This is a genomic window from Pseudomonas sp., from assembly GCF_017744435.1.
GTDB lineage: Bacteria > Pseudomonadota > Gammaproteobacteria > Pseudomonadales > Pseudomonadaceae > Aquipseudomonas.
In genome coordinates this window covers 81,768-102,166 of the sequence record NZ_JAGIBG010000003.1, presented here as the reverse complement: position 1 = coordinate 102,166, position 20,399 = coordinate 81,768, and the positions used below count along the sequence as shown (strand labels likewise).

At 63.4% G+C, this 20,399-nt stretch carries 19 protein-coding genes; 10 read left to right on the top strand and 9 right to left on the bottom strand.

Annotation, left to right across the window (positions count from 1 at the left end; translation table 11 throughout):
- The first annotated feature begins 1 nt into the window (after nucleotide 1).
- From tusC to J7573_RS03545, 5 genes are all read left to right on the top strand, one after another.
- Nucleotides 2-361, top strand: coding sequence for a sulfurtransferase complex subunit TusC (gene tusC, locus J7573_RS03565; protein ID WP_294325736.1), 360 nt, complete (start codon nucleotides 2-4; stop codon nucleotides 359-361).
- Complete coding sequence (gene tusB, locus J7573_RS03560; RefSeq protein WP_294325732.1) at nucleotides 361-657, top strand: sulfurtransferase complex subunit TusB; 297 nt, start codon at nucleotides 361-363, stop codon at nucleotides 655-657. Before tusC ends, tusB begins: the two co-directional genes overlap by 1 nt.
- Entirely contained in the window at nucleotides 654-989 is a 336-nt protein-coding gene (locus J7573_RS03555; RefSeq protein WP_294325731.1) for a TusE/DsrC/DsvC family sulfur relay protein, read from the top strand. Before tusB ends, J7573_RS03555 begins: the two co-directional genes overlap by 4 nt.
- Nucleotides 986-1,990 (top strand): glycosyl transferase family protein, encoded by a 1,005-nt coding sequence (locus J7573_RS03550; protein WP_294325730.1) that lies wholly within the window; start codon nucleotides 986-988, stop codon nucleotides 1,988-1,990. Before J7573_RS03555 ends, J7573_RS03550 begins: the two co-directional genes overlap by 4 nt.
- 93 nt (nucleotides 1,991-2,083) lie before the next feature.
- Nucleotides 2,084-3,043: a glutathione S-transferase family protein gene (locus tag J7573_RS03545; RefSeq protein WP_294325729.1), complete on the top strand. Its 960-nt coding sequence runs from the start codon at nucleotides 2,084-2,086 to the stop codon at nucleotides 3,041-3,043.
- 146 nt (nucleotides 3,044-3,189) lie between these two features.
- On the opposite strand, the gene cysG is transcribed toward J7573_RS03545, so the two are convergent.
- The 6 genes from cysG to J7573_RS03515 form a co-directional block, all read right to left on the bottom strand.
- Entirely contained in the window at nucleotides 3,190-4,581 is a 1,392-nt protein-coding gene (cysG, locus tag J7573_RS03540) for a siroheme synthase CysG (protein ID WP_294325727.1), read from the bottom strand.
- Nucleotides 4,582-5,862, bottom strand: a complete 1,281-nt coding sequence (gene serS, locus J7573_RS03535; RefSeq protein WP_294325725.1) for a serine--tRNA ligase — start codon at nucleotides 5,860-5,862, stop codon at nucleotides 4,582-4,584.
- Nucleotides 5,863-5,892: 30 nt separating this feature from the next.
- The gene (gene crcB / locus J7573_RS03530; RefSeq protein WP_294325723.1) at nucleotides 5,893-6,267 is read right to left on the bottom strand and encodes a fluoride efflux transporter CrcB; all 375 of its coding nucleotides are present in this window, start codon (nucleotides 6,265-6,267) and stop codon (nucleotides 5,893-5,895) included.
- Entirely contained in the window at nucleotides 6,264-7,589 is a 1,326-nt protein-coding gene (locus J7573_RS03525) for a replication-associated recombination protein A (protein WP_110631922.1), read from the bottom strand. The genes crcB and J7573_RS03525 overlap by 4 nt, the downstream gene beginning before the upstream one ends.
- Nucleotides 7,590-7,601: 12 nt before the next feature.
- Nucleotides 7,602-8,225 carry an outer membrane lipoprotein chaperone LolA gene (gene lolA / locus J7573_RS03520; protein WP_103448061.1) on the bottom strand — a complete coding sequence of 208 codons (624 nt, stop codon included), beginning with the start codon at nucleotides 8,223-8,225 and terminating at the stop codon, nucleotides 7,602-7,604.
- A 62-nt stretch (nucleotides 8,226-8,287) separates the two neighbouring features.
- Nucleotides 8,288-10,819, bottom strand: a complete 2,532-nt coding sequence (locus J7573_RS03515; RefSeq protein WP_294325718.1) for a DNA translocase FtsK — start codon at nucleotides 10,817-10,819, stop codon at nucleotides 8,288-8,290.
- 362 nt (nucleotides 10,820-11,181) lie between these two features.
- On the opposite strand from J7573_RS03515, the gene aat reads away from it, so the two are divergent.
- The 3 genes from aat (at nucleotide 11,182) to infA (ending at nucleotide 12,946) form a co-directional block, all read left to right on the top strand.
- Nucleotides 11,182-11,862: a leucyl/phenylalanyl-tRNA--protein transferase gene (aat, locus tag J7573_RS03510; RefSeq protein ID WP_294325716.1), complete on the top strand. Its 681-nt coding sequence runs from the start codon at nucleotides 11,182-11,184 to the stop codon at nucleotides 11,860-11,862.
- Between the two features lie 56 nt (nucleotides 11,863-11,918).
- Complete coding sequence (locus J7573_RS03505; RefSeq protein WP_054886817.1) at nucleotides 11,919-12,626, top strand: arginyltransferase; 708 nt, start codon at nucleotides 11,919-11,921, stop codon at nucleotides 12,624-12,626.
- A gap of 101 nt (nucleotides 12,627-12,727) precedes the next feature.
- Nucleotides 12,728-12,946, top strand: a complete 219-nt coding sequence (infA, locus tag J7573_RS03500) for a translation initiation factor IF-1 (RefSeq protein ID WP_002553999.1) — start codon at nucleotides 12,728-12,730, stop codon at nucleotides 12,944-12,946.
- A gap of 167 nt (nucleotides 12,947-13,113) precedes the next feature.
- Here infA and clpA read toward each other — a convergent pair whose 3' ends face one another.
- Entirely contained in the window at nucleotides 13,114-15,384 is a 2,271-nt protein-coding gene (clpA, locus tag J7573_RS03495) for an ATP-dependent Clp protease ATP-binding subunit ClpA (protein WP_152955990.1), read from the bottom strand.
- Nucleotides 15,385-15,414: 30 nt separating this feature from the next.
- On the bottom strand, nucleotides 15,415-15,777 hold the full coding sequence (clpS, locus tag J7573_RS03490; RefSeq protein ID WP_016488124.1) for an ATP-dependent Clp protease adapter ClpS: 363 nt from the start codon (nucleotides 15,775-15,777) through the stop codon (nucleotides 15,415-15,417).
- A gap of 230 nt (nucleotides 15,778-16,007) precedes the next feature.
- Between clpS and cspD the strand changes: the two genes are divergently transcribed.
- A complete protein-coding gene (gene cspD, locus J7573_RS03485; RefSeq protein WP_294325699.1) occupies nucleotides 16,008-16,274 on the top strand; it encodes a cold shock domain-containing protein CspD in 267 nt (88 codons plus the stop codon).
- Nucleotides 16,275-16,344: 70 nt separating this feature from the next.
- Here the strand turns inward: cspD and icd are convergent, their stop codons facing one another.
- A complete protein-coding gene (icd, locus tag J7573_RS03480) occupies nucleotides 16,345-17,601 on the bottom strand; it encodes an NADP-dependent isocitrate dehydrogenase (protein WP_159409684.1) in 1,257 nt (418 codons plus the stop codon).
- A gap of 414 nt (nucleotides 17,602-18,015) precedes the next feature.
- Here icd and J7573_RS03475 point away from each other — a divergent pair, with 414 nt between their 5' ends.
- Nucleotides 18,016-20,241, top strand: coding sequence for an NADP-dependent isocitrate dehydrogenase (locus J7573_RS03475; RefSeq protein ID WP_294325693.1), 2,226 nt, complete (start codon nucleotides 18,016-18,018; stop codon nucleotides 20,239-20,241).
- The last annotated feature ends 158 nt before the right edge of the window (nucleotides 20,242-20,399 follow it).

Below are 20,399 nucleotides of genomic sequence, written 5' to 3'. Positions count from 1 at the left end.
AATGGCCAAGTCCATGTTGATCATCAGCCGCCAGGCGCCGTGGAACGGCCCATCCGCCCGCGAAGCGCTGGATATCGCCCTGGCCGGCGGCGCCTTCGACCTGCCGCTGGCCATGCTGTTCCTCGATGACGGCGTGTTCCAGCTGGCGCCCGGCCAGCAACCCGCCGCCGTGGAGCAGAAGAACCTCGCCGCCAACCTGCAGGCGCTGCCGATGTTCGGCGTCGAAGAGCTGTTTGCCTGTCAGCACAGCCTGGCGCGCCGTGGCCTGGCCGCCGATGGCCTGGATCTACCGGTGGAAGTGCTCGACGACACAGCCCTGCAAGCCCTGATTGCCCGTTTCGACCAAGTGGTGACGCTCTGATGCCAACCCTGCACGTGTTATCCCACTCCCCGTTCGGCGACGAGCGCCTGGACAGCTGCCTGCGCCTGTTGGGCACTGACGATGGCGTGCTGCTGTGCGGCGATGCGGTCTACGCCCTGCGCGACGGCAGTGACACGCAACGCCAGCTGCAGGCTGCCAACTTGGCGCAACGCCTGTTCGCCCTCGACGAAGACCTGCAGGCCCGTGGCATCAGCAGCACGCTGGCCAAGGCCGTGGACTACCAGGCCTTCGTCGAGCTTTCGCTGCACTACGACAAGGTCAACAGCTGGCTATGAGTACGCTGAACGTTGGCGATCGCGCCATCGCCCTGGACAAGGACGGCTTCCTGGTCGACCTGCAAGACTGGTCGCACCCCGTCGCCGAGGCGCTGGCCCAGCGCGAAAGCATTGCCCTGACCGCCGACCACTGGGAAATCCTCGAACTGCTGCGCCAGTTCTACGACGAATACCAGCTATCGCCGGCCACCCGCCCGCTGATCAAGTACACCGCGCTCAAGCTGGGCACGGAAAAGGGCAACAGCCCGCACCTCAACCGCCTGTTCAACGGCACCCCCGCCAAACTCGCCGCCAAGCTGGCGGGCCTGCCCAAGCCGACCAATTGCATATGACCGACGCCCGCCCGCTGACCCTGGAAACCCCGGCCGAACACCCGTTCGCCGAATTCGTGCGCATCCTTGGCAAAGGCAAACGCGGCGCCCGCGGCCTGACCCGCGAGGAAGCCCGCGCCGCCATGACCCTGCTGCTGGAAGGCAAGGTCGAGGACACCCAGCTGGGTGCCTTCCTGATGCTGCTGCGGCACAAGGAAGAAAGCGCCGAAGAGCTTGCCGGCTTCACCGAAGCCCTGCGTGCCCACCTGCAGGCGCCGCGTATCGCCGTGGACATCGACTGGCCAACCTACGCCGGCAAGAAGCGCCACCTGCCCTGGTACCTGCTGAGCGCCAAGTGCCTGGCCGCCAATGGCGTGCGCATCCTCATGCACGGCGGCGGCGCCCACACCGCCGGGCGCATGTATACCGAACAGCTGCTGGCACTGCTGGAGATCCCGCTGTGCCGTGACTGGGCGGCGGTCAGCCAGGCGCTCGACCAACAGCGCCTGGCCTTTGCCCCACTGCACGACTGGGCACCGCAGTTGCAGCGGATGATCGACCTGCGCAACACCCTTGGCCTGCGCTCGCCCATCCACTCCCTGGCGCGGGTGTTGAATCCGCTAGGTGCACGCTGCGGCCTGCAGAGCATCTTCCACCCCGGCTACCAGGCGGTGCACCGCGAAGCCAGCCGCCTGCTCGGCGACCATGCCGTGGTGATCAAGGGCGACGGCGGCGAGATCGAGGTCAACCCCGATGTCATCAGCCACCTCTACGGCACCAGCGCAGGCGAAGCCTGGGACGAGGAATGGCCGGCACTGAGCGAACGCCGCCATGTAAAACCACCGAGCCTGCAGCCCGAGCAGCTGCTGGCGGTGTGGCGTGGCGAAGCCGAGGACAGCTACGGCGAAATGGCCGTTGTAGCGACCATGGCCCTGGCGCTGCGTAGCCTTGGCCAGGATCGCGAACAGGCTTTCGCCACCGCACGTGGTTACTGGGCCGCACGAAACCAATCGGATATCTAGATAATAAGGGTGCGGTCTTTGCGCTAGTTATTCGAACGATTTCACCTAGACTGGGCTCCAACGACAAACAACTTTGTTTCCGAGGAGCTCACCATGGGCCTTTTGATCGACGGCCGCTGGCATGACCAGTGGTATGAAAACGGCAAGGACGGCACCTTCAAACGGGAAAACGCCCAGCGCCGCAATCAGTTGCCCGCCCCGGAAGCCGGCCGTTATCACCTGTACGTCTCGCTGGCCTGCCCATGGGCCCATCGCACCCTGATCTTCCGCGCCCTCAAAGGCCTGGAACCGCTGATCGACGTATCGGTGGTCAGCTGGCTGATGCAAGACCATGGCTGGACCTTCGACCGGCAGCAAGGCTCCACCGGCGACCACCTCGATGCCCTGCAGTACCTGCACCAGCGCTACACTCAGGACGACCCGCACTACACTGGCCGCGTGACCGTGCCCGTGCTGTGGGACAAGCAAGAGAAGCGCATCGTCAACAACGAGTCGTCGGAGATCATCCGCATCTTCAACAGCGCGTTCAACGAGCTGACCGGCAATACCCTGGACCTGTACCCCGAGCCGCTGCGCCCGACCATCGAGGCGTTGAACGAACGCATCTACCCGGCGGTAAACAACGGTGTATACCGCGCAGGCTTCGCCACCACGCAGGACGCCTACGAGGCGGCGTTCGATGAGGTATTCGACGAGCTGGATCATCTGGAAGCGCTGCTGGGCCGCAATCGCTACCTGGCTGGCGAATACCTGACCGAGGCCGATGTGCGCCTGTTCACTACCCTGGTGCGCTTCGATGCGGTCTACCACGGGCACTTCAAGTGCAACCTGCGACGGTTGAGCGACTACCACAACCTGTCCAACTGGCTGCGCGAGCTGTACCAGTGGCCGGGGGTGGCTGGGACGGTGGATATGGAGCATATCCAGAAGCACTATTACATGAGCCACAAGACCATCAACCCGAACGGGATCGTGCCCAAGGGGCCATTGCAGGACTTCAACCTGCCCCATGATCGGGAGCGGTTGGTGGGGAAAGGGATCTACCAGGCTTGAGATCGCTGGGGCTGCGTTGCAGCCCTTTCCGACCGGTCCGGCGCCCCGGCAAGGCCGCTCCTACAGGGGATACGCGTTTCCTGTAGGAGCGGCCTTGCCGGGGCGCCGGACCGGTCGGAAAGGGCCGCAAAGCGGCCCCGACGGCTTCAGCTGTTCTGCGAACCTTCAAACCAGGCCAGCTTGTCGCGCAGTTGCACCACTTCCCCGACAATCACCAGGGTCGGCGCATGCACTTCATGCCGGGCCACCAGCGCCGGCAGATCTGCCAAGGTACCGGTGAACACCCGCTGATTGCGCGTAGTGCCCTGCTGCACCAGTGCCGCCGGCGTACTCGCCGCCCGCCCATGACGAATCAGCTCGGCACAGATGGTCGGCAACCCCACCAACCCCATGTAGAACACCAGGGTCTGGGCCGGCGCCACCAGGTCATCCCACGGCAGGTTGCTGGTGCCATCCTTGAGGTGCCCGGTGACGAAACGCACCGACTGGGCATAGTCACGGTGAGTCAGCGGAATGCCGCCATAGGCGGAACAACCACTGGCCGCGGTAATCCCCGGTACCACCTGGAACGGGATGCCGTGCTCGGCCAGCTCTTCGATCTCTTCGCCACCCCGGCCGAAGATGAACGGGTCGCCGCCTTTCAGGCGCAACACACGCTTGCCCTGCTGGGCGAGGTCGACCAGCAGGCGGTTGATCTGGTCCTGCGGCACGGCATGGTCAGCGCGGCGCTTGCCAACATAGATACGCTCGGCATCACGCCGGCACATCTCGATGATGGCAGGTGCCACCAGGCGGTCGTACAGCACCACGTCGGCCTGCTGCATCAGGCGCAATGCACGGAAGGTCAGCAAGTCCGGATCACCCGGCCCCGCCCCCACCAGATACACCTCACCACCCTGCTGCACCGGTGCACCGTCGACCATCGCCTGCAACAGGCGCTCGGCCTCGGCGCCCTGCCCAGCCAGCTGGCGCTCGGCAATCGGGCCCTGGAACACGGTTTCCCAGAAGCCACGGCGCTGATTGACGTCCGGGTACAAGGATTTGACCTTGTGCCGGAACCGCGCTGCCAGCCCGGCCAGTTCGCCATAGGCCGACGGAATCCAGGCCTCCAGCTTGGCGCGGATCAGCCGCGCCAGCACCGGGGCATCACCGCCACTGGACACCGCAATCACCAACGGCGAACGGTCGACGATGGCCGGGAAGATCACCGTGCACAGGGCCGGCGCATCCACCACGTTGACCGGCAGGCTCAACGCCTGCGCATCGGCCGACACCTGGGCGTTGAGCCCAGGGTCGTCGGTGGCCGCGATCACCAGCCGGCAGCCGACCAGGTCGGCCGCCTGATAGCCACGCACCAGCACCTCTCCGCCACCTTCCCGGGCCAACGCGGCCAGCTGGCCGTCGACATCCGGCGCCACCACGCGCAGCGCGGCGCCGGCATCAGCCAGCAGGCGCGCCTTGCGCAAGGCGATCTCACCGCCGCCGACGACCAGAACCCGGCCGCCCTGCAGCTTGTGGAACAGCGGCAGGTAATCCATTTAGCGGATGACCTCGACACCGCCCATGTACGGCTTCAGCACGTCCGGTACGCGGATCGAACCGTCGGCCTGCTGGTAGTTTTCCAGCACGGCCACCAGGGTACGGCCTACAGCCAGGCCGGAACCGTTGAGGGTGTGCACCAGCTCAGGCTTGCCGGTTTCCGGGTTGCGCCAGCGGGCCTGCATGCGGCGCGCCTGGAAGTCACCGCAGTTGGAGCAAGAGCTGATTTCGCGGTACTTGTCCTGGCTCGGCACCCACACTTCCAGGTCGTAGGTTTTCACGGCGCCGAAGCCCATGTCGCCGGTGCACAGGGCCAGTACGCGGTAGGGCAGCTCCAGCAGCTGCAGTACGCGTTCGGCGTTGGCGGTCAGGCCTTCCAGGGCTTCCATCGACTTCGACGGCTCGACCACCTGGACCATCTCGACCTTGTCGAACTGGTGCTGGCGGATCATGCCACGGGTGTCACGGCCGGACGCACCGGCTTCGCTGCGGAAGCACGGGGTATGGGCAACCAGTTTCAACGGCAGCTGCTTGGCGTCGAGGATCTGCTCGGCGACCAGGTTGGTCAACGACACTTCGGCCGTCGGGATCAGGTAGAAGTCGGCTTCACCTTCGCGGGTGATCTTGAACAGGTCTTCCTCGAACTTCGGCAGCTGGCCGGTGCCCTGCAGAGCCGGGGCCTGGACCAGGTACGGGGTGTAGTGCTCCTCGTAGCCGTGCTCGCCGGTGTGCAGGTTGATCATGAACTGCGCCAGGGCGCGGTGCAGGCGGGCGATCGGCCCACGCAGCACGGCAAAGCGTGCGCCGGACAGCTTGGCCGCGGCTTCGAAGTCCAGGCCACCGCTGACTTCGCCCAAAGCGACGTGGTCCTTGATCTCGAAATCGAAGGCGGTCGGGGTGCCCCAACGGCGCACTTCGACGTTGTCGTCTTCGCTGGCACCGACCGGTACGCTGGCGTCCGGCAGGTTGGGGATGGTCAACAGGATGCCGTCCAGCTCAGCCTGGATACCGTCCAGTTCGCTCTTGCCAGCAGCCAGTTCATTGGCCATGCGCTCGACGTCCGCCATCAGCGGGGCGATGTCCTCGCCCTTGGCCTTGGCCTGGCCGATCGACTTGGAACGGGCGTTACGCTCGGCCTGCAGCTGCTCGGTGCGGGTCTGCACCGCCTTGCGCCGCTCTTCCAGTGATTCGATGCGCGCGACATCCAGGCTGAAGCCACGGGAGGCCAGGCGATCCGCCACTTCCTGAAGTTGGCCGCGTAACAGTTTGGAATCGAGCATATCGTTCTCTCGTTATAGGTAGGTGTTGGTTCAGAATCGGGTCAGGGACAGGCCGGCCCAGGTGGCCAGGAGCCCGCCCACCACGCTGATACTGGTATAGCCCAAGGCGAGGGGCACTTGCCCACTTTCGATCAGGCGCACGGTATCGAGCGAGAAGGAGGAAAAGGTCGTCAGGCCGCCAAGGAAGCCGACGATCAGGCCTGCACGCAGTTCGACCGGCACCAGCGGTTTGTGCAGGAACAGGCCATAGAGCAGGCCGATCAGCAGGCAGCCGATCAGGTTGACCGCCAGCGTACCGAGATAGAAGTGCCGTGGCCAGTGGGCCGCGACCCAGTTGGTAGTGGCGAAGCGCATCAAGGTACCGGCAATACCGCCCGCGCTGACGGCGGCAATCAGTGCAATCACGGTTTTCTCCGTTGGCGGGGGCTATTGCGGTCGAGGTCGGCCAGGTGGCGCAGCTTCTCGCCGATCTTCAGCTCCAGGCCTCGCGGCACGGGCTGGTAATACTGGCGCGGCTCGAGCTCTTCAGGGAAGTAATCTTCGCCGGCGGCATAGGCATCGGGCTCGTCGTGGGCGTAGCGGTATTCTTCGCCGTAGCCCAGTTGCTTCATCAGCTTGGTCGGGGCATTGCGCAGGTGCAGCGGCACTTCCAGAGAGCCATGTTCGGCAGCCTCGCGCAACGCGGTCTTGAAGCCCACGTACACGGCATTGCTCTTCGGCGCGCAGGCGATGTAGGTGATGGCCTGGGCCACCGCCAGCTCGCCCTCGGGGCTGCCCAGGCGCTCCTGCACGTCCCAGGCGGCCAGGCACAGGCTCAGGGCGCGCGGGTCGGCGTTGCCGATGTCTTCGCTGGCCATGCGCACCACGCGGCGGGCGATGTACAGCGGGTCGCAGCCGCCGTCGAGCATGCGTGCAAACCAGTACAGGGCGCCATCGGGGTTGGAGCCGCGCACCGACTTGTGCAGCGCGGAGATCTGGTCGTAGAACGCCTCGCCGCCCTTGTCGAAGCGCCGACGGCTGTCGCCGAGCAGGCTTTGCAGCATCTCGACGTCGATCTCGCTGCCATCTTCGGCAAGGTCCGAGGCATTCTCGAGAAAGTTGAGCATGCGCCGGCCATCGCCATCGGCGGCGGCCATGAGCATCTTGAAGGCGTCGTCACCGACGCGCAGGTTGCGCTTGCCCAGCCCACGCTCCTCGGTCAGCGCACGGTTGACCAACTTGCGCAGCGCCGCTTCGTCCAGGCTCTTGAGCACATAGACCCGCGCCCGCGACAGCAAGGCGTTGTTCAGTTCGAACGACGGGTTCTCGGTGGTGGCTCCGATGAACAGCAGCGTACCGTCTTCCACATAGGGCAGGAAGGCGTCCTGCTGGGACTTGTTGAAGCGGTGCACTTCGTCGACGAACAGGATGGTGCGCCGGCCATACTGGCCGGCCTGCTGTTTGGCCACTTCGACGGCCTGGCGGATCTCCTTGACCCCGGCCAACACCGCCGACACCGTTTCGAAGTGCGCATCGCAGAACTGCGCCAGCAGCCGCGCCAGGGTGGTCTTGCCTACCCCGGGTGGGCCCCAGAAGATCATCGAGTGCAGCGCACCCTGCTCCAGCGCCTCGCGCAACGGTTTGCCGCGCGCCAGCAGGTGTTCCTGGCCGACGTATTCGTCCAGGTTGGACGGGCGCAGGCGGGCTGCCAGAGGCTGGGCGACGGGTTCGCTTCGAAACAGGTCCATGGCGAGCTCTGCTTACTCCTTGATGACGTCGGCGCCTTTGGGGATGTCGAACTTGAACTGGCTGTCCGGCACCGCCTGGTTGGCCTTGACGCCATTGAACAGGATGTTGGTGCGCTGGCCGACGCTGTCGATCAGCTGCATGTCATTGATCAGGCCCTTGCGGAACGACACGCGCAGCGAGTCGAACAAGGTGTCCTTGGTCTTCGGCTTGAGGGTGAAGTCCATCACGTCGCCCTGCTGCTTGGAGGTGATGTCGAAGCTCTGGCTGATCTTCGACACGTCACCGGACAGCAGCAGTGCCGGGGTCTGGTTCAGGCGCTGGTCGAGCTTCTTGATGGTCGCCTGTTCCAGGTCCGGGTCCCACAGGGTGACGTTCTTGCCGTCGGACACCACTACCTGCTCCTGCGGCGCATTGGTGTGCCAGTAGAACAGCCCCGGGCGCTTCACAGTCATCTTGCCGGACGTTTCCTGCAGGCTGGTGCCGCCGGCGTCCAGGGTCAGCTGGGAGAAATTGGCCTCGATGGTCTGGGATTTTTCCAGCAGCTGGGTCAGGCGTTGTACGTCTTGCTCACCGGCATAAGCAGTAACCGAGCCCAGGGTCAGGGCAGAAACCAACAGCATGCGAATCGCGCGCATGGGAATCCTCATTGAGCATTGAAAAGGCCGGGCGCCACCGTTGGCGCCCGGCAAGGTGTTCATCAGTCGCGCGGGCCGCCCGGGGCAATCACTTCCCGCGAGCCGTTGCTGTTCATCGGGGTGACCACGCCGGCCATCTCCATCGACTCGATCATCCGCGCGGCGCGGTTGTAGCCGATCTTCAGCTTGCGCTGCACCGCCGAGATGGACGCGCGGCGGCTTTCCAGCACGAACTGCACGGCTTCATCATACAGGGCATCGGTTTCGGCATCGTCACCGTCGCCACCGCCGCCGCCGCCGTCGAAGCCGCTGCCGGCCTCTTCGACGCCATTGAGGATGTCGTCGTTGTAGTCCGGCGCGCCACGCAGCTTCCACGCCTCGACCGTGCGGTGCACTTCATCGTCGGAGACGAATGCACCGTGGACACGGATCGGCAGGCTGGTGCCCGGCGGCATGTACAGCATGTCACCGTGGCCGAGCAACTGCTCGGCGCCGCCCTGGTCGATGATGGTCCGCGAGTCGATCTTGCTCGATACCTGGAACGCCATGCGGGTCGGGATGTTGGCCTTGATCAGGCCGGTGATCACGTCCACCGACGGGCGCTGGGTAGCGAGGATCAGGTGGATACCGGCGGCCCGCGCCTTCTGGGCGATACGAGCGATCAGCTCTTCGACCTTCTTGCCGACGATCATCATCATGTCGGCGAATTCGTCGACCACCACGACGATGGTCGGCAGGGTCTTCAGCGCCGGCGGCTCGTCGTCCATGCTCTCGCGGCGGTACAGCGGGTCATGGATGATCTCGCCGGCTTCCTGGGCGTCCTTGATCTTGCGGTTGAAGCCGGCCAGGTTACGCACGCCCATGGCCGCCATCAGCTTGTAGCGCCGCTCCATCTCGGCCACGCTCCAGCGCAGGGCGTTGGCGGCGTCCTTCATGTCGGTGACCACCGGGCACAGCAGGTGCGGAATGCCCTCGTAGATCGACAGTTCGAGCATTTTCGGGTCGATCATGATCAGCCGCGCGTCTTCCGGGCTGGACTTGAACAGGATCGACAGGATCATCGCGTTGACACCCACCGACTTACCAGAACCGGTGGTACCGGCTACCAGCAGGTGCGGCATCTTGGCCAGGTCGGTGATCACCGGCTTGCCGCCGATGTCGTGGCCCAGGGCCAGGGTGACCGGCGATTTCTGCTCGTCGTACTGCGGCGTGGCGAGCACTTCCGAGAAGCGCACCATCTGCCGGTTTTCGTTGGGAATCTCGATACCCACGGTGGTCTTGCCGGGGATCACTTCGACCACCCGCACACTGGTCACCGCCAGCGATCGCGCCAGGTCCTTGGCCAGGTTGGCGATGCGGCTGACCTTGACGCCAGCAGCCGGCTGGATTTCGTAACGGGTAATCACCGGGCCCGGGTGGATGGAGTCCACCGAGACTTCCACGCCGAATTCCTTGAGCTTGATTTCCAGCAGCTGTCCGACCCCGGCCAGGGACTCTGGCGAGTACTCGATCTTTTTTTCTTCGGCCGGATCGAGGATGGAAATCGACGGCAAGGTACCTTCCACGGCGCTGTCGACGAACAGCGGCGCCTGTTTTTCCTTCATCACCCGCTTGCTCGGTTCCGGCGCCCTGGCCGCGGCCGGTGGCACGATGGTCGGGGTCGCTGCAGGCGGCTGCTCGCGCGGCACGACAGGCTCGCGGACGAGGGTCGGCTCACTACGCACGACAGGTTCGCGGGCGAGTGTCGGTTCACTGCGCACGACAGGTTCACGGGCAAGGGTCGGCTCGCGTGGTTCAACGGGCTGGGCCGGTGCTTCCTCGCGCTTGAAGATGCGCTCGCGCAGTGCCGGCTTGGCCGGCTCGCGCTTGTCGGTGGCCTTCGGCCCCAGGTCAAACACCGGCTCGTCAACTTCACGCAGTTGCGCTTCCAGGCGCTTGCGCTCGTTGCGTGCTTCCCACCAGCGGCTGGCCGCGCCCTGCACCAGCTCGAACAGGTCGAGGGTGATCTTGCCGGTCATGTCCATCACCTTGAACCACGACAGGTCGGTGAACACGGTCAGGCCGAACAGGAACAGGGCAATGAACATCAGCGTGCTGCCCTGCACGTTCAGCAGGTTGCGCGCCAGGTCGCCGAGGCTTTCGCCCAGCGCACCGCCTGCGGAAAACGGCAGGCTCGCCGGCGGATGGAAGTGGATATGCGCCAAGGCCGCGCCCGACAACACCAGGAACACCAGGCCGATCAGCCGCCAGGAGAACAGCCAGCCACTCCACTGCCACGGCTGATGGCGCTCGCGGAAGATCTGCCAGGTCTTGATCGCCAGCAGCAGCGGGAAGATGTAGGCGAAGTAGCCCAGCACCATGAACAGGATGTCGGCGAAGTACGCACCGGCACGCCCGGCGGCATTCTGCACCTGGTCGATGTTGCTGGTGTGGCTGAAGCCCGGGTCCGACGTGTCGTAGGTCAGCAGTGCCATCCACAGGTACAGGCACAGGGCGCCGACAGCGATCAACGCACCTTCCTTGAGGCGGTAATGCAGCTGCTGGCGCCACAGGGGCACGGGCAAGGGAGCTGGAGTTGCGGTGGATTTCTTCAAAACGCGTCTATTCCTGCGCGTGCTGCGCGTCCAGTAGTGATCGGCCGGTGTCTGGCCAATGAACCACTACTTTTAACATTACTGCCCGCCAGCCGCCATGACGGCACGCCGTATGGCTCTCGCGTGGGGGCGACTTTCGTATAGGTGCAATTTGAGCATGCATTTTCTTTTGTGACAAAGGCTTATGCTGTGTTTTTGCACAGGTGTGACAGCAAATGTAGCGGATGGTGCCTATGCTTTCATGAATGTGTAGGAAATTGCCCATTCTGCTGCCCGCCAATGACTCTTGACCCTGCCAGCATTGACCCCGCAAGCCCTGCGCGCCATGCTGCCCTCTCCCCTCCCCCACCGCACGATAGACCATGCTCACCTGGCTAACCCGCGACTCGCTGACCTTCCCGCCCCTGGAAAAGGCCCTGCACGACCCCAACGGCCTGCTCGCCGCTGGTGGCGACCTGAGCCCCGAGCGCCTGGAGCAAGCCTACCGACACGGCTGCTTCCCCTGGTACCAGGACGGCCAGCCGATCCTCTGGTGGTCACCCGACCCGCGCACGGTGCTGTTCCCGGACGAGTTGCACGTCTCGCGCTCGCTGGCCAAGCTGATGCGCCAGGGCCGCTACCAGGTCAGCTTCGACACTGACTTCCCGGCGGTGATTGCCGCCTGCGCGGCCCCACGCGACTACGCCGACGGCACCTGGATCACCGACACCATGCGCAATGCCTACTGCGAGCTGCACCGGCGCGGTATCGCCCACTCGGTGGAAGTGCGCGAGGGCAACGAGCTGGTCGGCGGCCTGTACGGTCTGGCCATCGGCCAGCTGTTCTTCGGCGAGTCGATGTTCAGCCGCGCCGACAATGCCTCCAAGGTCGGTTTCGTGACGCTGGTCGAACATTTGCGCCAGGCCGGCTTCGTGCTGATCGACTGCCAGATGCCGACCAACCACCTGCACAGCCTTGGCGCCCGCGCCATCAGCCGCGCCCGCTTCGCCGACTACCTGACGCGCCACCTCGACCAGCCCAACAGCGCCACCTGGGTTTGCTAGGCGAGTTCTGCCAGCTGGCTTACACTTAAAGCAAAGTCTCACCGAGGGGGTTGATCATGACAGAGTTGGCGCGGTTGAAGTTCTATGCCACTCAACCCCACTCCTGCAGCTACCTGCCGGACGAACAGGCCACCACGCTGTTCCTCGACCCCAGCCAGCCGATGGACGTGCATGTGTATGCCGACCTGTCGGAAATGGGCTTTCGCCGCAGTGGCGACCACCTGTACCGCCCGCATTGCCAGAACTGCAATGCCTGCGTACCGGCGCGCATTCCCGCCGCGCGCTTCATTCCCAACCGCCAGCAGCGGCGCATCCTCAAGCGCAACGCCGACCTGACCGTGACGGCCGCCCGCCCGGCATTCAAGGAAGAGTATTTCGACCTGTACCGGCGCTACATCGAGACCCGTCACGCCGATGGCGACATGTACCCGCCAAGCCGCGACCAGTTTTCCACTTTCCTGGTCCGCGACCTGCCGTTCTGCTGGTTCTACGAGTTTCGCCTGGAGGGCCGCCTGCTGGCTGTCGCCGTCTGCGACCTGCTGCCCAACGGCCTGTCGGCGGTGTACACCTTCTACGAACCTGAAGAAGAACGCCGCAGCCTTGGGCGCTTTGCCATCCTCTGGCAGATCACCGAAGCCCTGCGCCAGGACCTGGAGGCGGTGTACCTGGGTTACTGGATCAAGAACTGCAAGAAAATGAACTACAAGACGCAGTACCGGCCTATCGAGTTGTTGATAAACCAGCGCTGGGTCACCCTCAACTGAAAGCATTGGCTTGACACACAGTTTTCGGGCATAATCCACGCCACTTTTTTGCCCGGTGCGGTTATGCGTCGGGCCAACACTGGATCCGAGGGCTCTACTGCATGTCGAAAGAAGACAGCTTCGAAATGGAAGGTACTGTCGTCGACACCCTGCCCAACACCATGTTCCGCGTGGAGTTGGAAAACGGGCACGTCGTAACCGCGCACATCTCCGGAAAGATGCGCAAGAACTACATCCGTATTCTCACTGGCGACAAGGTCCGCGTCGAACTGACGCCTTACGACCTGAGCAAGGGCCGCATCACTTACCGTGCGCGCTAAGCTCTAGCCATGAAAAAGCCCGGCCATGTGCCGGGCTTTTTTGTGCCTGTGAGATTGCAGGGGGCTGCTTCGCAGCCCTTCGCGGGCACGCCCGCTCCCACAGGGATACGCATAGCCCCTGTGGGAGCGGGCGTGCCCGCGAAGGGCCGCAAAGCGGCCCCAAACTATCAAGCCACCTCAGCCGTGGTCTCGAAGTCGAACACCAGTTCGCCATCGCGCAGGTCGACGTGCACCACGCCGCCGTGCTCGGCCAGCTCGCCAAACAGGATCTCCTCGGCCAGCGGCCGCTTGATCTTGTCCTGGATAAGCCGCGCCATCGGCCGTGCGCCCATCTGTACGTCGTAGCCGGAAACCGCCAGCCAGCCGCGGGCGGCATCGCTGACTTCCAGCAGCACACGCTTGTCTTCCAGCTGCGCCTGCAGTTCGATGAGGAACTTGTCGACGATGCTCTTGATCGTCTCGGTACTCAGGCGGCCGAACTGGATGATGGTGTCCAGACGGTTGCGGAACTCCGGCGTGAAGCTCTTGCGGATGACTTCCATGGCATCGGACGCGTGGTCCTGATGGGTGAAGCCGATCGAGGCCCGCGCGGCGGTTTCGGCACCGGCGTTGGTGGTCATGATCAGGATCACGTTACGGAAGTCGGCCTTGCGCCCGTTGTTGTCGGTCAGGGTACCGTGGTCCATCACCTGCAGCAGCAGGTTGAAGACTTCCGGGTGGGCCTTCTCGATTTCGTCGAGCAGCAGCACGCAGTGCGGTTGCTTGGTGATGGCTTCGGTCAGCAGCCCACCCTGGTCGAAACCAACGTAACCAGGCGGCGCACCGATCAGGCGCGACACGGTGTGGCGCTCCATGTACTCGGACATGTCGAAGCGCACCAGCTCGACGCCCAACGCCTTGGCCAGCTGCCGCGCTGCTTCGGTCTTGCCCACACCGGTCGGGCCGGCGAACAGGAACGAACCCACCGGCTTGTCTGGCGATTTGAGGCCGGCCCGGGACAGCTTGATGGCGGTGGCCAGCGAGTCGATGGCCTGATCCTGGCCGAATACGGTCAGCTTCAGGTCGCGCTCGAGGTTACGCAGCAACTCCTTGTCGGAACTGGTGACATGCTTCGGCGGAATCCGCGCGATCTTGGCGACAATGTCCTCGACCTGCGGCACGTCGATGCGCTTGACCCGGTTAGCCTCCGGCTGCAGGCGCTGGTAGGCGCCCGCTTCGTCGATCACGTCGATAGCCTTGTCCGGCATGTGCCGGTCATTGATGTAGCGCGAGGCCAGTTCGGCGGCGGCGCGCAGGGCTTCGTCGCTGTACTCGATGTTGTGGTGGCTCTCGAAGCGGCCTTTCAGCCCACGCAGGATGCCGACGGTGTCTTCCACCGATGGCTCGCTGACATCGACCTTCTGGAAGCGACGCGCCAGGGCACGATCCTTCTCGAAGATGCCACGGAACTCCTGGAAGGTGGTCGAACCGATGCAGCGGATCTCACCGGACGACAGCAATGGCTTGAGCAGGTTGGACGCATCCATCACCCCGCCCGACGCCGCACCGGCACCGATAATGGTGTGGATCTCATCGATGAACAGAATCGCTTGCGGGCGCTTCTTCAGCTCACCGAGCAGCGCCTTGAAGCGCTTTTCGAAATCACCACGGTACTTGGTACCCGCCAGCAGCGCACCGAGGTCCAGCGAATAGACCACGCTCTGCGCCAGCAGGTCAGGCACCTGGCCGTCGACAATACGTTTGGCCAGGCCTTCGGCGATGGCGGTCTTGCCGACGCCCGCCTCACCGACCAACAGTGGGTTGTTCTTGCGCCGACGGGCGAGAATCTGCGCCACACGCTCGACTTCCTGCTCGCGCCCCACCAGCGGGTCGATACGGCCTGCACGGGCCAGCTCGTTCAGGTTGCTGGCATAGGCGTCCAGCGGGTTGCTCGAAGAGGAGGTTTCGCCACCTTCTTCGTCCTGCATTTCCTGGTCGCTTTCGGAATGCGAACCATGGCCCGGCACCTTGGAGATGCCATGGGCGATGTAGTTGACCACATCAATACGGGCCACGCTCTGCTGCTTGAGCAGGAACACGGCCTGGCTTTCCTGTTCGCTGAAGATCGCCACCAGCACATTGGCGCCGGTGACTTCGCGCTTGCCGGAACTCTGCACATGGAACACGGCACGTTGCAGCACACGCTGGAAGCCCAGGGTCGGCTGGGTTTCGCGGTCTTCGTCGTTGACGGGGATCAGGGGTGTAGTGGAGTCGATGAACTCTTGCAGGTCGTGCTTGAGCTTGTCGAGATTGGCGCCACAGGCGCGCAGAACGGTCGCAGCAGCCTCATTGTCAAGGAGTGCCAGCAGCAGATGTTCGACGGTCATGAACTCATGACGCTTCGAACGAGCCTCCTTGAAGGCAAGATTGAGGGTGACTTCGAGCTCGCGGTTTAACATAGCTTCACCTCATACCCAAGTGGTCGGCGATTAACCGTCCTTCTCGATTTCACAGAGTAGCGGATGCTGGCTTTCCCTGGCGTATTGGTTGACCTGCATGGCCTTTGTTTCGGCGATGTCACGGGTAAACAATCCGCACACTGCCCGCCCTTCGGTATGGACGGTCAGCATGATCTTGGTCGCCAGCTCGCGGTTCAGACTAAAGAACGTTTCGAGCACTTCGACGACGAAATCCATCGGCGTGTAGTCATCGTTGAACAAAACCACCTTGTACATCGGCGGTGCCTGCAGGATCGGCTTGGCTTCCTGAACGGCAAGACCTGAGCCGTCGTCCTCGTTCGTTTGCGGGCGATCCTGATTGAATGTTAGTCGAATCTCACTGGGTGCATGCATGGAAAGAATTTCATCATGAGCGTCAGGTTAAGGTTGTGGGTTGACTGCATTTGCGGCCGCTGGCGCACGCGCCACCTGACCTTGACTATCGGCAAAACGGTGTTACAACCAATAAGAACCCACCGTGGTCGATAAAGATCCGCGCAGTCAACCAGATTTTTCGCATGGTTCGTATGCGGATGAAGTGGATGATACTCCAGTGATGGAGTCCTTTGCAGAGGGACATAGGGATGGCAAGCGGTAAAGTCAAGTGGTTCAACAATGCCAAGGGCTACGGATTCGTCAATGAGGAGGGTAAAACCGAGGATCTGTTCGCGCACTATTCAGCGGTGCAGATGGACGGATACAAGACGCTCAAGGCCGGCCAATCCGTGGTATTCGAGATCATTCAGGGCCCCAAGGGCCTGCATGCGGTCAATATCAGGGACGCCGCCGCTATTGCTGCCACCACGGCCAGCGCCGCAGGCCAACCCGAGGGCGTAACCGTGCAAGTCTGACCCCTGCTCTCTGCCGGTATACGATAAAACCGGCCGCTTCTTTAACGGAAGCGGCCGGTTTTCTATTGCCTTACATATGTTTGATCATCGCATCACCAAAGCCCGAGCTGCCCACTAACGTAGCGCCGTCCATCAAGCGCTCGAAGTCATAAGTCACGGTCTTGGCTGCAATCGCACCATTAGTGCCCTTGATGATCAGGTCGGCCGCCTCGGTCCAGCCCATGTGCCGCAGCATCATCTCCGCCGAGAGGATCACCGAGCCAGGGTTGACCTTGTCCTGCCCGGCGTACTTCGGCGCAGTACCGTGGGTAGCCTCGAACATGGCCACAGTGTCGGACAGGTTGGCGCCCGGCGCGATGCCGATGCCGCCCACTTCCGCCGCCAGGGCGTCGGACAGGTAGTCACCGTTGAGGTTGAGGGTGGCGATCACGTCGTACTCGGCCGGGCGCAGCAGAATCTGCTGGAGCATGGCGTCGGCGATGGCGTCCTTGACGATCACCTCGCGGCCGGTTTTCGGGTTCTTGAACTTCATCCACGGGCCGCCATCGAGCAGTTCGGCGCCGAACTCGTCGCGGGCCACTTCATAACCCCAGTCCTTGAAGGCGCCTTCGGTGAACTTCATGATGTTGCCCTTGTGCACCAGGGTCAGCGACTCGCGGTCGTTGTCCACCACGTACTGCAGGGCCTTGCGCACCAGGCGCTTGGTCCCCTCGCGCGAGACCGGCTTGACGCCGATGCCGCAGTCCTGGTCGAAGCGGATCTTGGTGACGCCCATTTCCTCCTTGAGGAACTTGATCACCTTGTTCGCCTCGGGCGAGCCGGCCTTCCACTCGATGCCGGCATAGATGTCCTCGGAGTTCTCGCGGAAGATCACCATGTCGACATCGCCGGGCTTCTTCACCGGGCTTGGCACTCCCTGGAACCACAGCACCGGGCGCAGGCACACATACAGGTCGAGCTGCTGGCGCAGGGCCACGTTGAGCGAGCGGATGCCGCCGCCGACCGGGGTGGTCAGCGGCCCCTTGATCGAAACCACGTAGTCCTTCACCGCATCCAGGGTTTCCTGGGGCAGCCAGGTGTCCTGGTCATACACCTGGGTGGCCTTCTCGCCGGCATAGACCTCCATCCAGGCAATCTTGCGCTTGCCGCCGTAGGCCTTCTGCACGGCGGCATCGACCACTTTGATCATCACTGGCGAGACATCGACGCCAATCCCGTCGCCTTCGATATAAGGAATGATCGGGTTGTCAGGAACGTTGAGCGAATGGTCTGCATTGACGGTGATCTTGGTGCCGTCGGTCGGAACCTTGATTTTCTGGTATCCCATGCTTGCACTACTCCGCTGTCGGGTGTGATTGGACATCGTGCGATCCACTGAGCCTAAACCACATCCGCTGACCTGCAAGCAGTGCGGCAATACACCACATTGCCCCTACGTCTTTGGTCTTATAAATGGCGCCGATGTCACTTCGCCTTGCTGATTAGCCCGAATGGTTTGGTATACTCCGCCGCGACCGAAGGGTCATCGGGGCGAATCCCAGGAAAATGCGGACCGCCCTTGGCCAGGAATGGCCACTAAGCCTGGCGTGTTACCGCACCCCAGCACTTGACGCTCGACTGATGCATCCACCATCACCGCTCGCAGCCTCTCGACTTTCCGCTCATGGCGTTGCCAGGGCGATGCGCCTACCCTGCGCAACACGAGACTCGAGCACGCTCAGCACACAGAGAGTTAACCCGCATGCCCACCCGTTCCAAGATCATCTATACCTTCACCGACGAAGCCCCCGCCCTCGCCACCTACTCGCTGCTGCCGATTGTCGAAGCCTTCACCGCTTCCGCTGACATCGCCGTCGAAACTCGCGACATCTCCCTGGCTGGCCGTATCCTTGCCGCCTTCCCGGAGCAACTGGGCGCAGAGAAGCAAGTAGGCGATCACCTGGCGGAACTGGGCCAGCTGGCTACCACCCCTGAAGCCAACATCATCAAGCTGCCGAACATCAGCGCCTCGGTACCGCAGCTCAAGGCCGCGATCAAGGAACTGCAAGGCAAGGGCTTCAACATCCCTGACTACGCCGACGAGCCGTCCACCGAGGCCGAGAAAGAATCCCGCGCCCGCTACGACCGCATCAAGGGCTCCGCCGTGAACCCGGTACTGCGCGAAGGCAACTCCGACCGCCGCGCGCCGCTGTCGGTCAAGAACTACGCCCGCAAGCACCCGCACAAGATGGGCGCCTGGGCTGCCGACTCGCAGTCGCACGTTGCCCACATGAACAACGGCGACTTCTACGGCAGCGAAAAAGCCGCGCTGATCGAGGCTGACGACAGCCTGCGCATCGAGCTGATCGGCAAAGATGGCAGCACCACCGTGCTGAAAGCCAAGACCGCCGTAAAAGCCGCCGAAATCGTCGACTGCGCCACCATGAGCCGCAAGGCCCTGAAAGCCTTCATCGCCGAGCAGATCGCCGATGCCAAGGCCTCCGGCGTGCTGCTGTCGGTGCACCTGAAAGCCACCATGATGAAGGTCTCCGACCCGATCATGTTCGGCGTCATCGTCGAAGAGTTCTACAACGACGTGCTGGCCAAGCACGCCGCCGCCCTGGCTGAAGTCGGCTTCAACGCCAACAACGGTATCGGCGACCTGTACGCCCGCATCAAGGACCTGCCAGCCGACAAGCAGGCCGAGATCGAAGCCGACATCCAGGCCCTGTACGCCGAGCGCCCAGCGCTGGCCATGGTCAACTCCGACAAGGGCATCACCAACCTGCACGTGCCGAGCGACGTCATCGTCGACGCCTCGATGCCAGCGATGATCCGTGACTCGGGCAAGATGTGGAACACCGCCGGTGAACTGCAGGATGCCAAGGCGATCATCCCGGATCGTTGCTACGCCGGCATCTACCAGGCCACCATCGAAGACTGCAAGGCCAACGGCGCCTTCGACCCGACCACCATGGGCAGCGTGCCGAACGTCGGCCTGATGGCGCAGAAGGCCGAAGAGTACGGCTCCCACGACAAGACCTTCCAGATCCAGGCCGACGGCGTGGTCCGTGTGGTCGATGGCCAGGGCAAGGTCGTTCTGGAACAGAACGTCGAAGCCGGTGACATCTTCCGCATGTGCCAGACCAAAGACGCGCCGATCCAGGACTGGGTCAAGCTGGCCGTCAACCGTGCCCGCCTGAGCAACACCCCGGCGGTGTTCTGGCTGGACCCGGCCCGCGCCCACGACGGCGTGATGATCGAGAAGGTGCAGCAGTACCTGAAAGATCACGACACCGCAGGCCTGGACATCCGTGTCCTGGCTCCGGTCGACGCCATCAAGTTCTCCCTGGCCCGCATCCGCGAAGGCAAGGACACCATCTCGGTGACCGGCAACGTGCTGCGCGACTACCTGACCGACCTGTTCCCGATCATGGAACTGGGCACCAGCGCCAAGATGCTGTCGATCGTGCCGCTGATGAACGGCGGTGGCCTGTTCGAAACCGGCGCTGGTGGTTCGGCGCCGAAGCACGTGCAACAGCTGGTGGAAGAGAACTTCCTGCGTTGGGACTCGCTGGGTGAGTTCCTGGCCCTGGCCGCTTCCCTGGAGCACCTGGGCAACACCTACGACAACCCGCGCGCCAAGGTCCTGGCCAACACCCTGGACCAGGCCACCGGCAAGTTCCTCGACACCAACAAGTCGCCTTCGCGCAAAGTCGGTGGTATCGACAACCGCGGCAGCCACTTCTACCTGACCCTGTACTGGGCCCAGGCCCTGGCTGCCCAGAGCGACGACGCCGCCCTGCAGGCGCGCTTCGCGCCACTGGCCAAGACCCTGACCGAGAACGAGGAGACCATCGTCGCCGAGCTCAACGCCGTTCAGGGCAAGCCAGCCGACATCGGTGGCTACTATGCGCCGGATGCCGCGCTGACCGCCAAGGTGATGCGCCCAAGCCAGACCCTGAACAGCGCCATTGCCGCCCTGTAAGGTTCGCTTGAAGTAACAGCACAAACCCCGGCCACGCACCGGGGTTTGTGCTTTCTAGTTCAATGATTTCTAGTGGCCAACGCGAACCCTGTGGGAGCGGGTTTACCCGCGAATGCGATGCTGGGCCCACTGACGCATTCGCGGGCAAACTCGCTCCC

Excerpts from the sequence above, each read along its gene's own strand:
- tusC (WP_294325736.1), top strand. The coding sequence starts at position 2 with ATGGCCAAGTCCATGTTGATCATCAGCCGCCAGGCGCCGTGGAACGGC.
- tusB (WP_294325732.1), top strand. The coding sequence starts at position 361 with ATGCCAACCCTGCACGTGTTATCCCACTCCCCGTTCGGCGACGAGCGC.
- J7573_RS03555 (WP_294325731.1), top strand. The coding sequence starts at position 654 with ATGAGTACGCTGAACGTTGGCGATCGCGCCATCGCCCTGGACAAGGAC.
- J7573_RS03550 (WP_294325730.1), top strand. The coding sequence starts at position 986 with ATGACCGACGCCCGCCCGCTGACCCTGGAAACCCCGGCCGAACACCCG.
- J7573_RS03545 (WP_294325729.1), top strand. The coding sequence starts at position 2,084 with ATGGGCCTTTTGATCGACGGCCGCTGGCATGACCAGTGGTATGAAAAC.
- cysG (WP_294325727.1), bottom strand. The coding sequence starts at position 4,581 with ATGGATTACCTGCCGCTGTTCCACAAGCTGCAGGGCGGCCGGGTTCTG.
- serS (WP_294325725.1), bottom strand. The coding sequence starts at position 5,862 with ATGCTCGATTCCAAACTGTTACGCGGCCAACTTCAGGAAGTGGCGGAT.
- J7573_RS03525 (WP_110631922.1), bottom strand. The coding sequence starts at position 7,589 with ATGGACCTGTTTCGAAGCGAACCCGTCGCCCAGCCTCTGGCAGCCCGC.
- lolA (WP_103448061.1), bottom strand. The coding sequence starts at position 8,225 with ATGCGCGCGATTCGCATGCTGTTGGTTTCTGCCCTGACCCTGGGCTCG.
- aat (WP_294325716.1), top strand. The coding sequence starts at position 11,182 with ATGCTCACCTGGCTAACCCGCGACTCGCTGACCTTCCCGCCCCTGGAA.
- J7573_RS03505 (WP_054886817.1), top strand. The coding sequence starts at position 11,919 with ATGACAGAGTTGGCGCGGTTGAAGTTCTATGCCACTCAACCCCACTCC.
- infA (WP_002553999.1), top strand. The coding sequence starts at position 12,728 with ATGTCGAAAGAAGACAGCTTCGAAATGGAAGGTACTGTCGTCGACACC.
- clpA (WP_152955990.1), bottom strand. The coding sequence starts at position 15,384 with ATGTTAAACCGCGAGCTCGAAGTCACCCTCAATCTTGCCTTCAAGGAG.
- clpS (WP_016488124.1), bottom strand. The coding sequence starts at position 15,777 with ATGCATGCACCCAGTGAGATTCGACTAACATTCAATCAGGATCGCCCG.
- cspD (WP_294325699.1), top strand. The coding sequence starts at position 16,008 with ATGGCAAGCGGTAAAGTCAAGTGGTTCAACAATGCCAAGGGCTACGGA.
- icd (WP_159409684.1), bottom strand. The coding sequence starts at position 17,601 with ATGGGATACCAGAAAATCAAGGTTCCGACCGACGGCACCAAGATCACC.
- J7573_RS03475 (WP_294325693.1), top strand. The coding sequence starts at position 18,016 with ATGCCCACCCGTTCCAAGATCATCTATACCTTCACCGACGAAGCCCCC.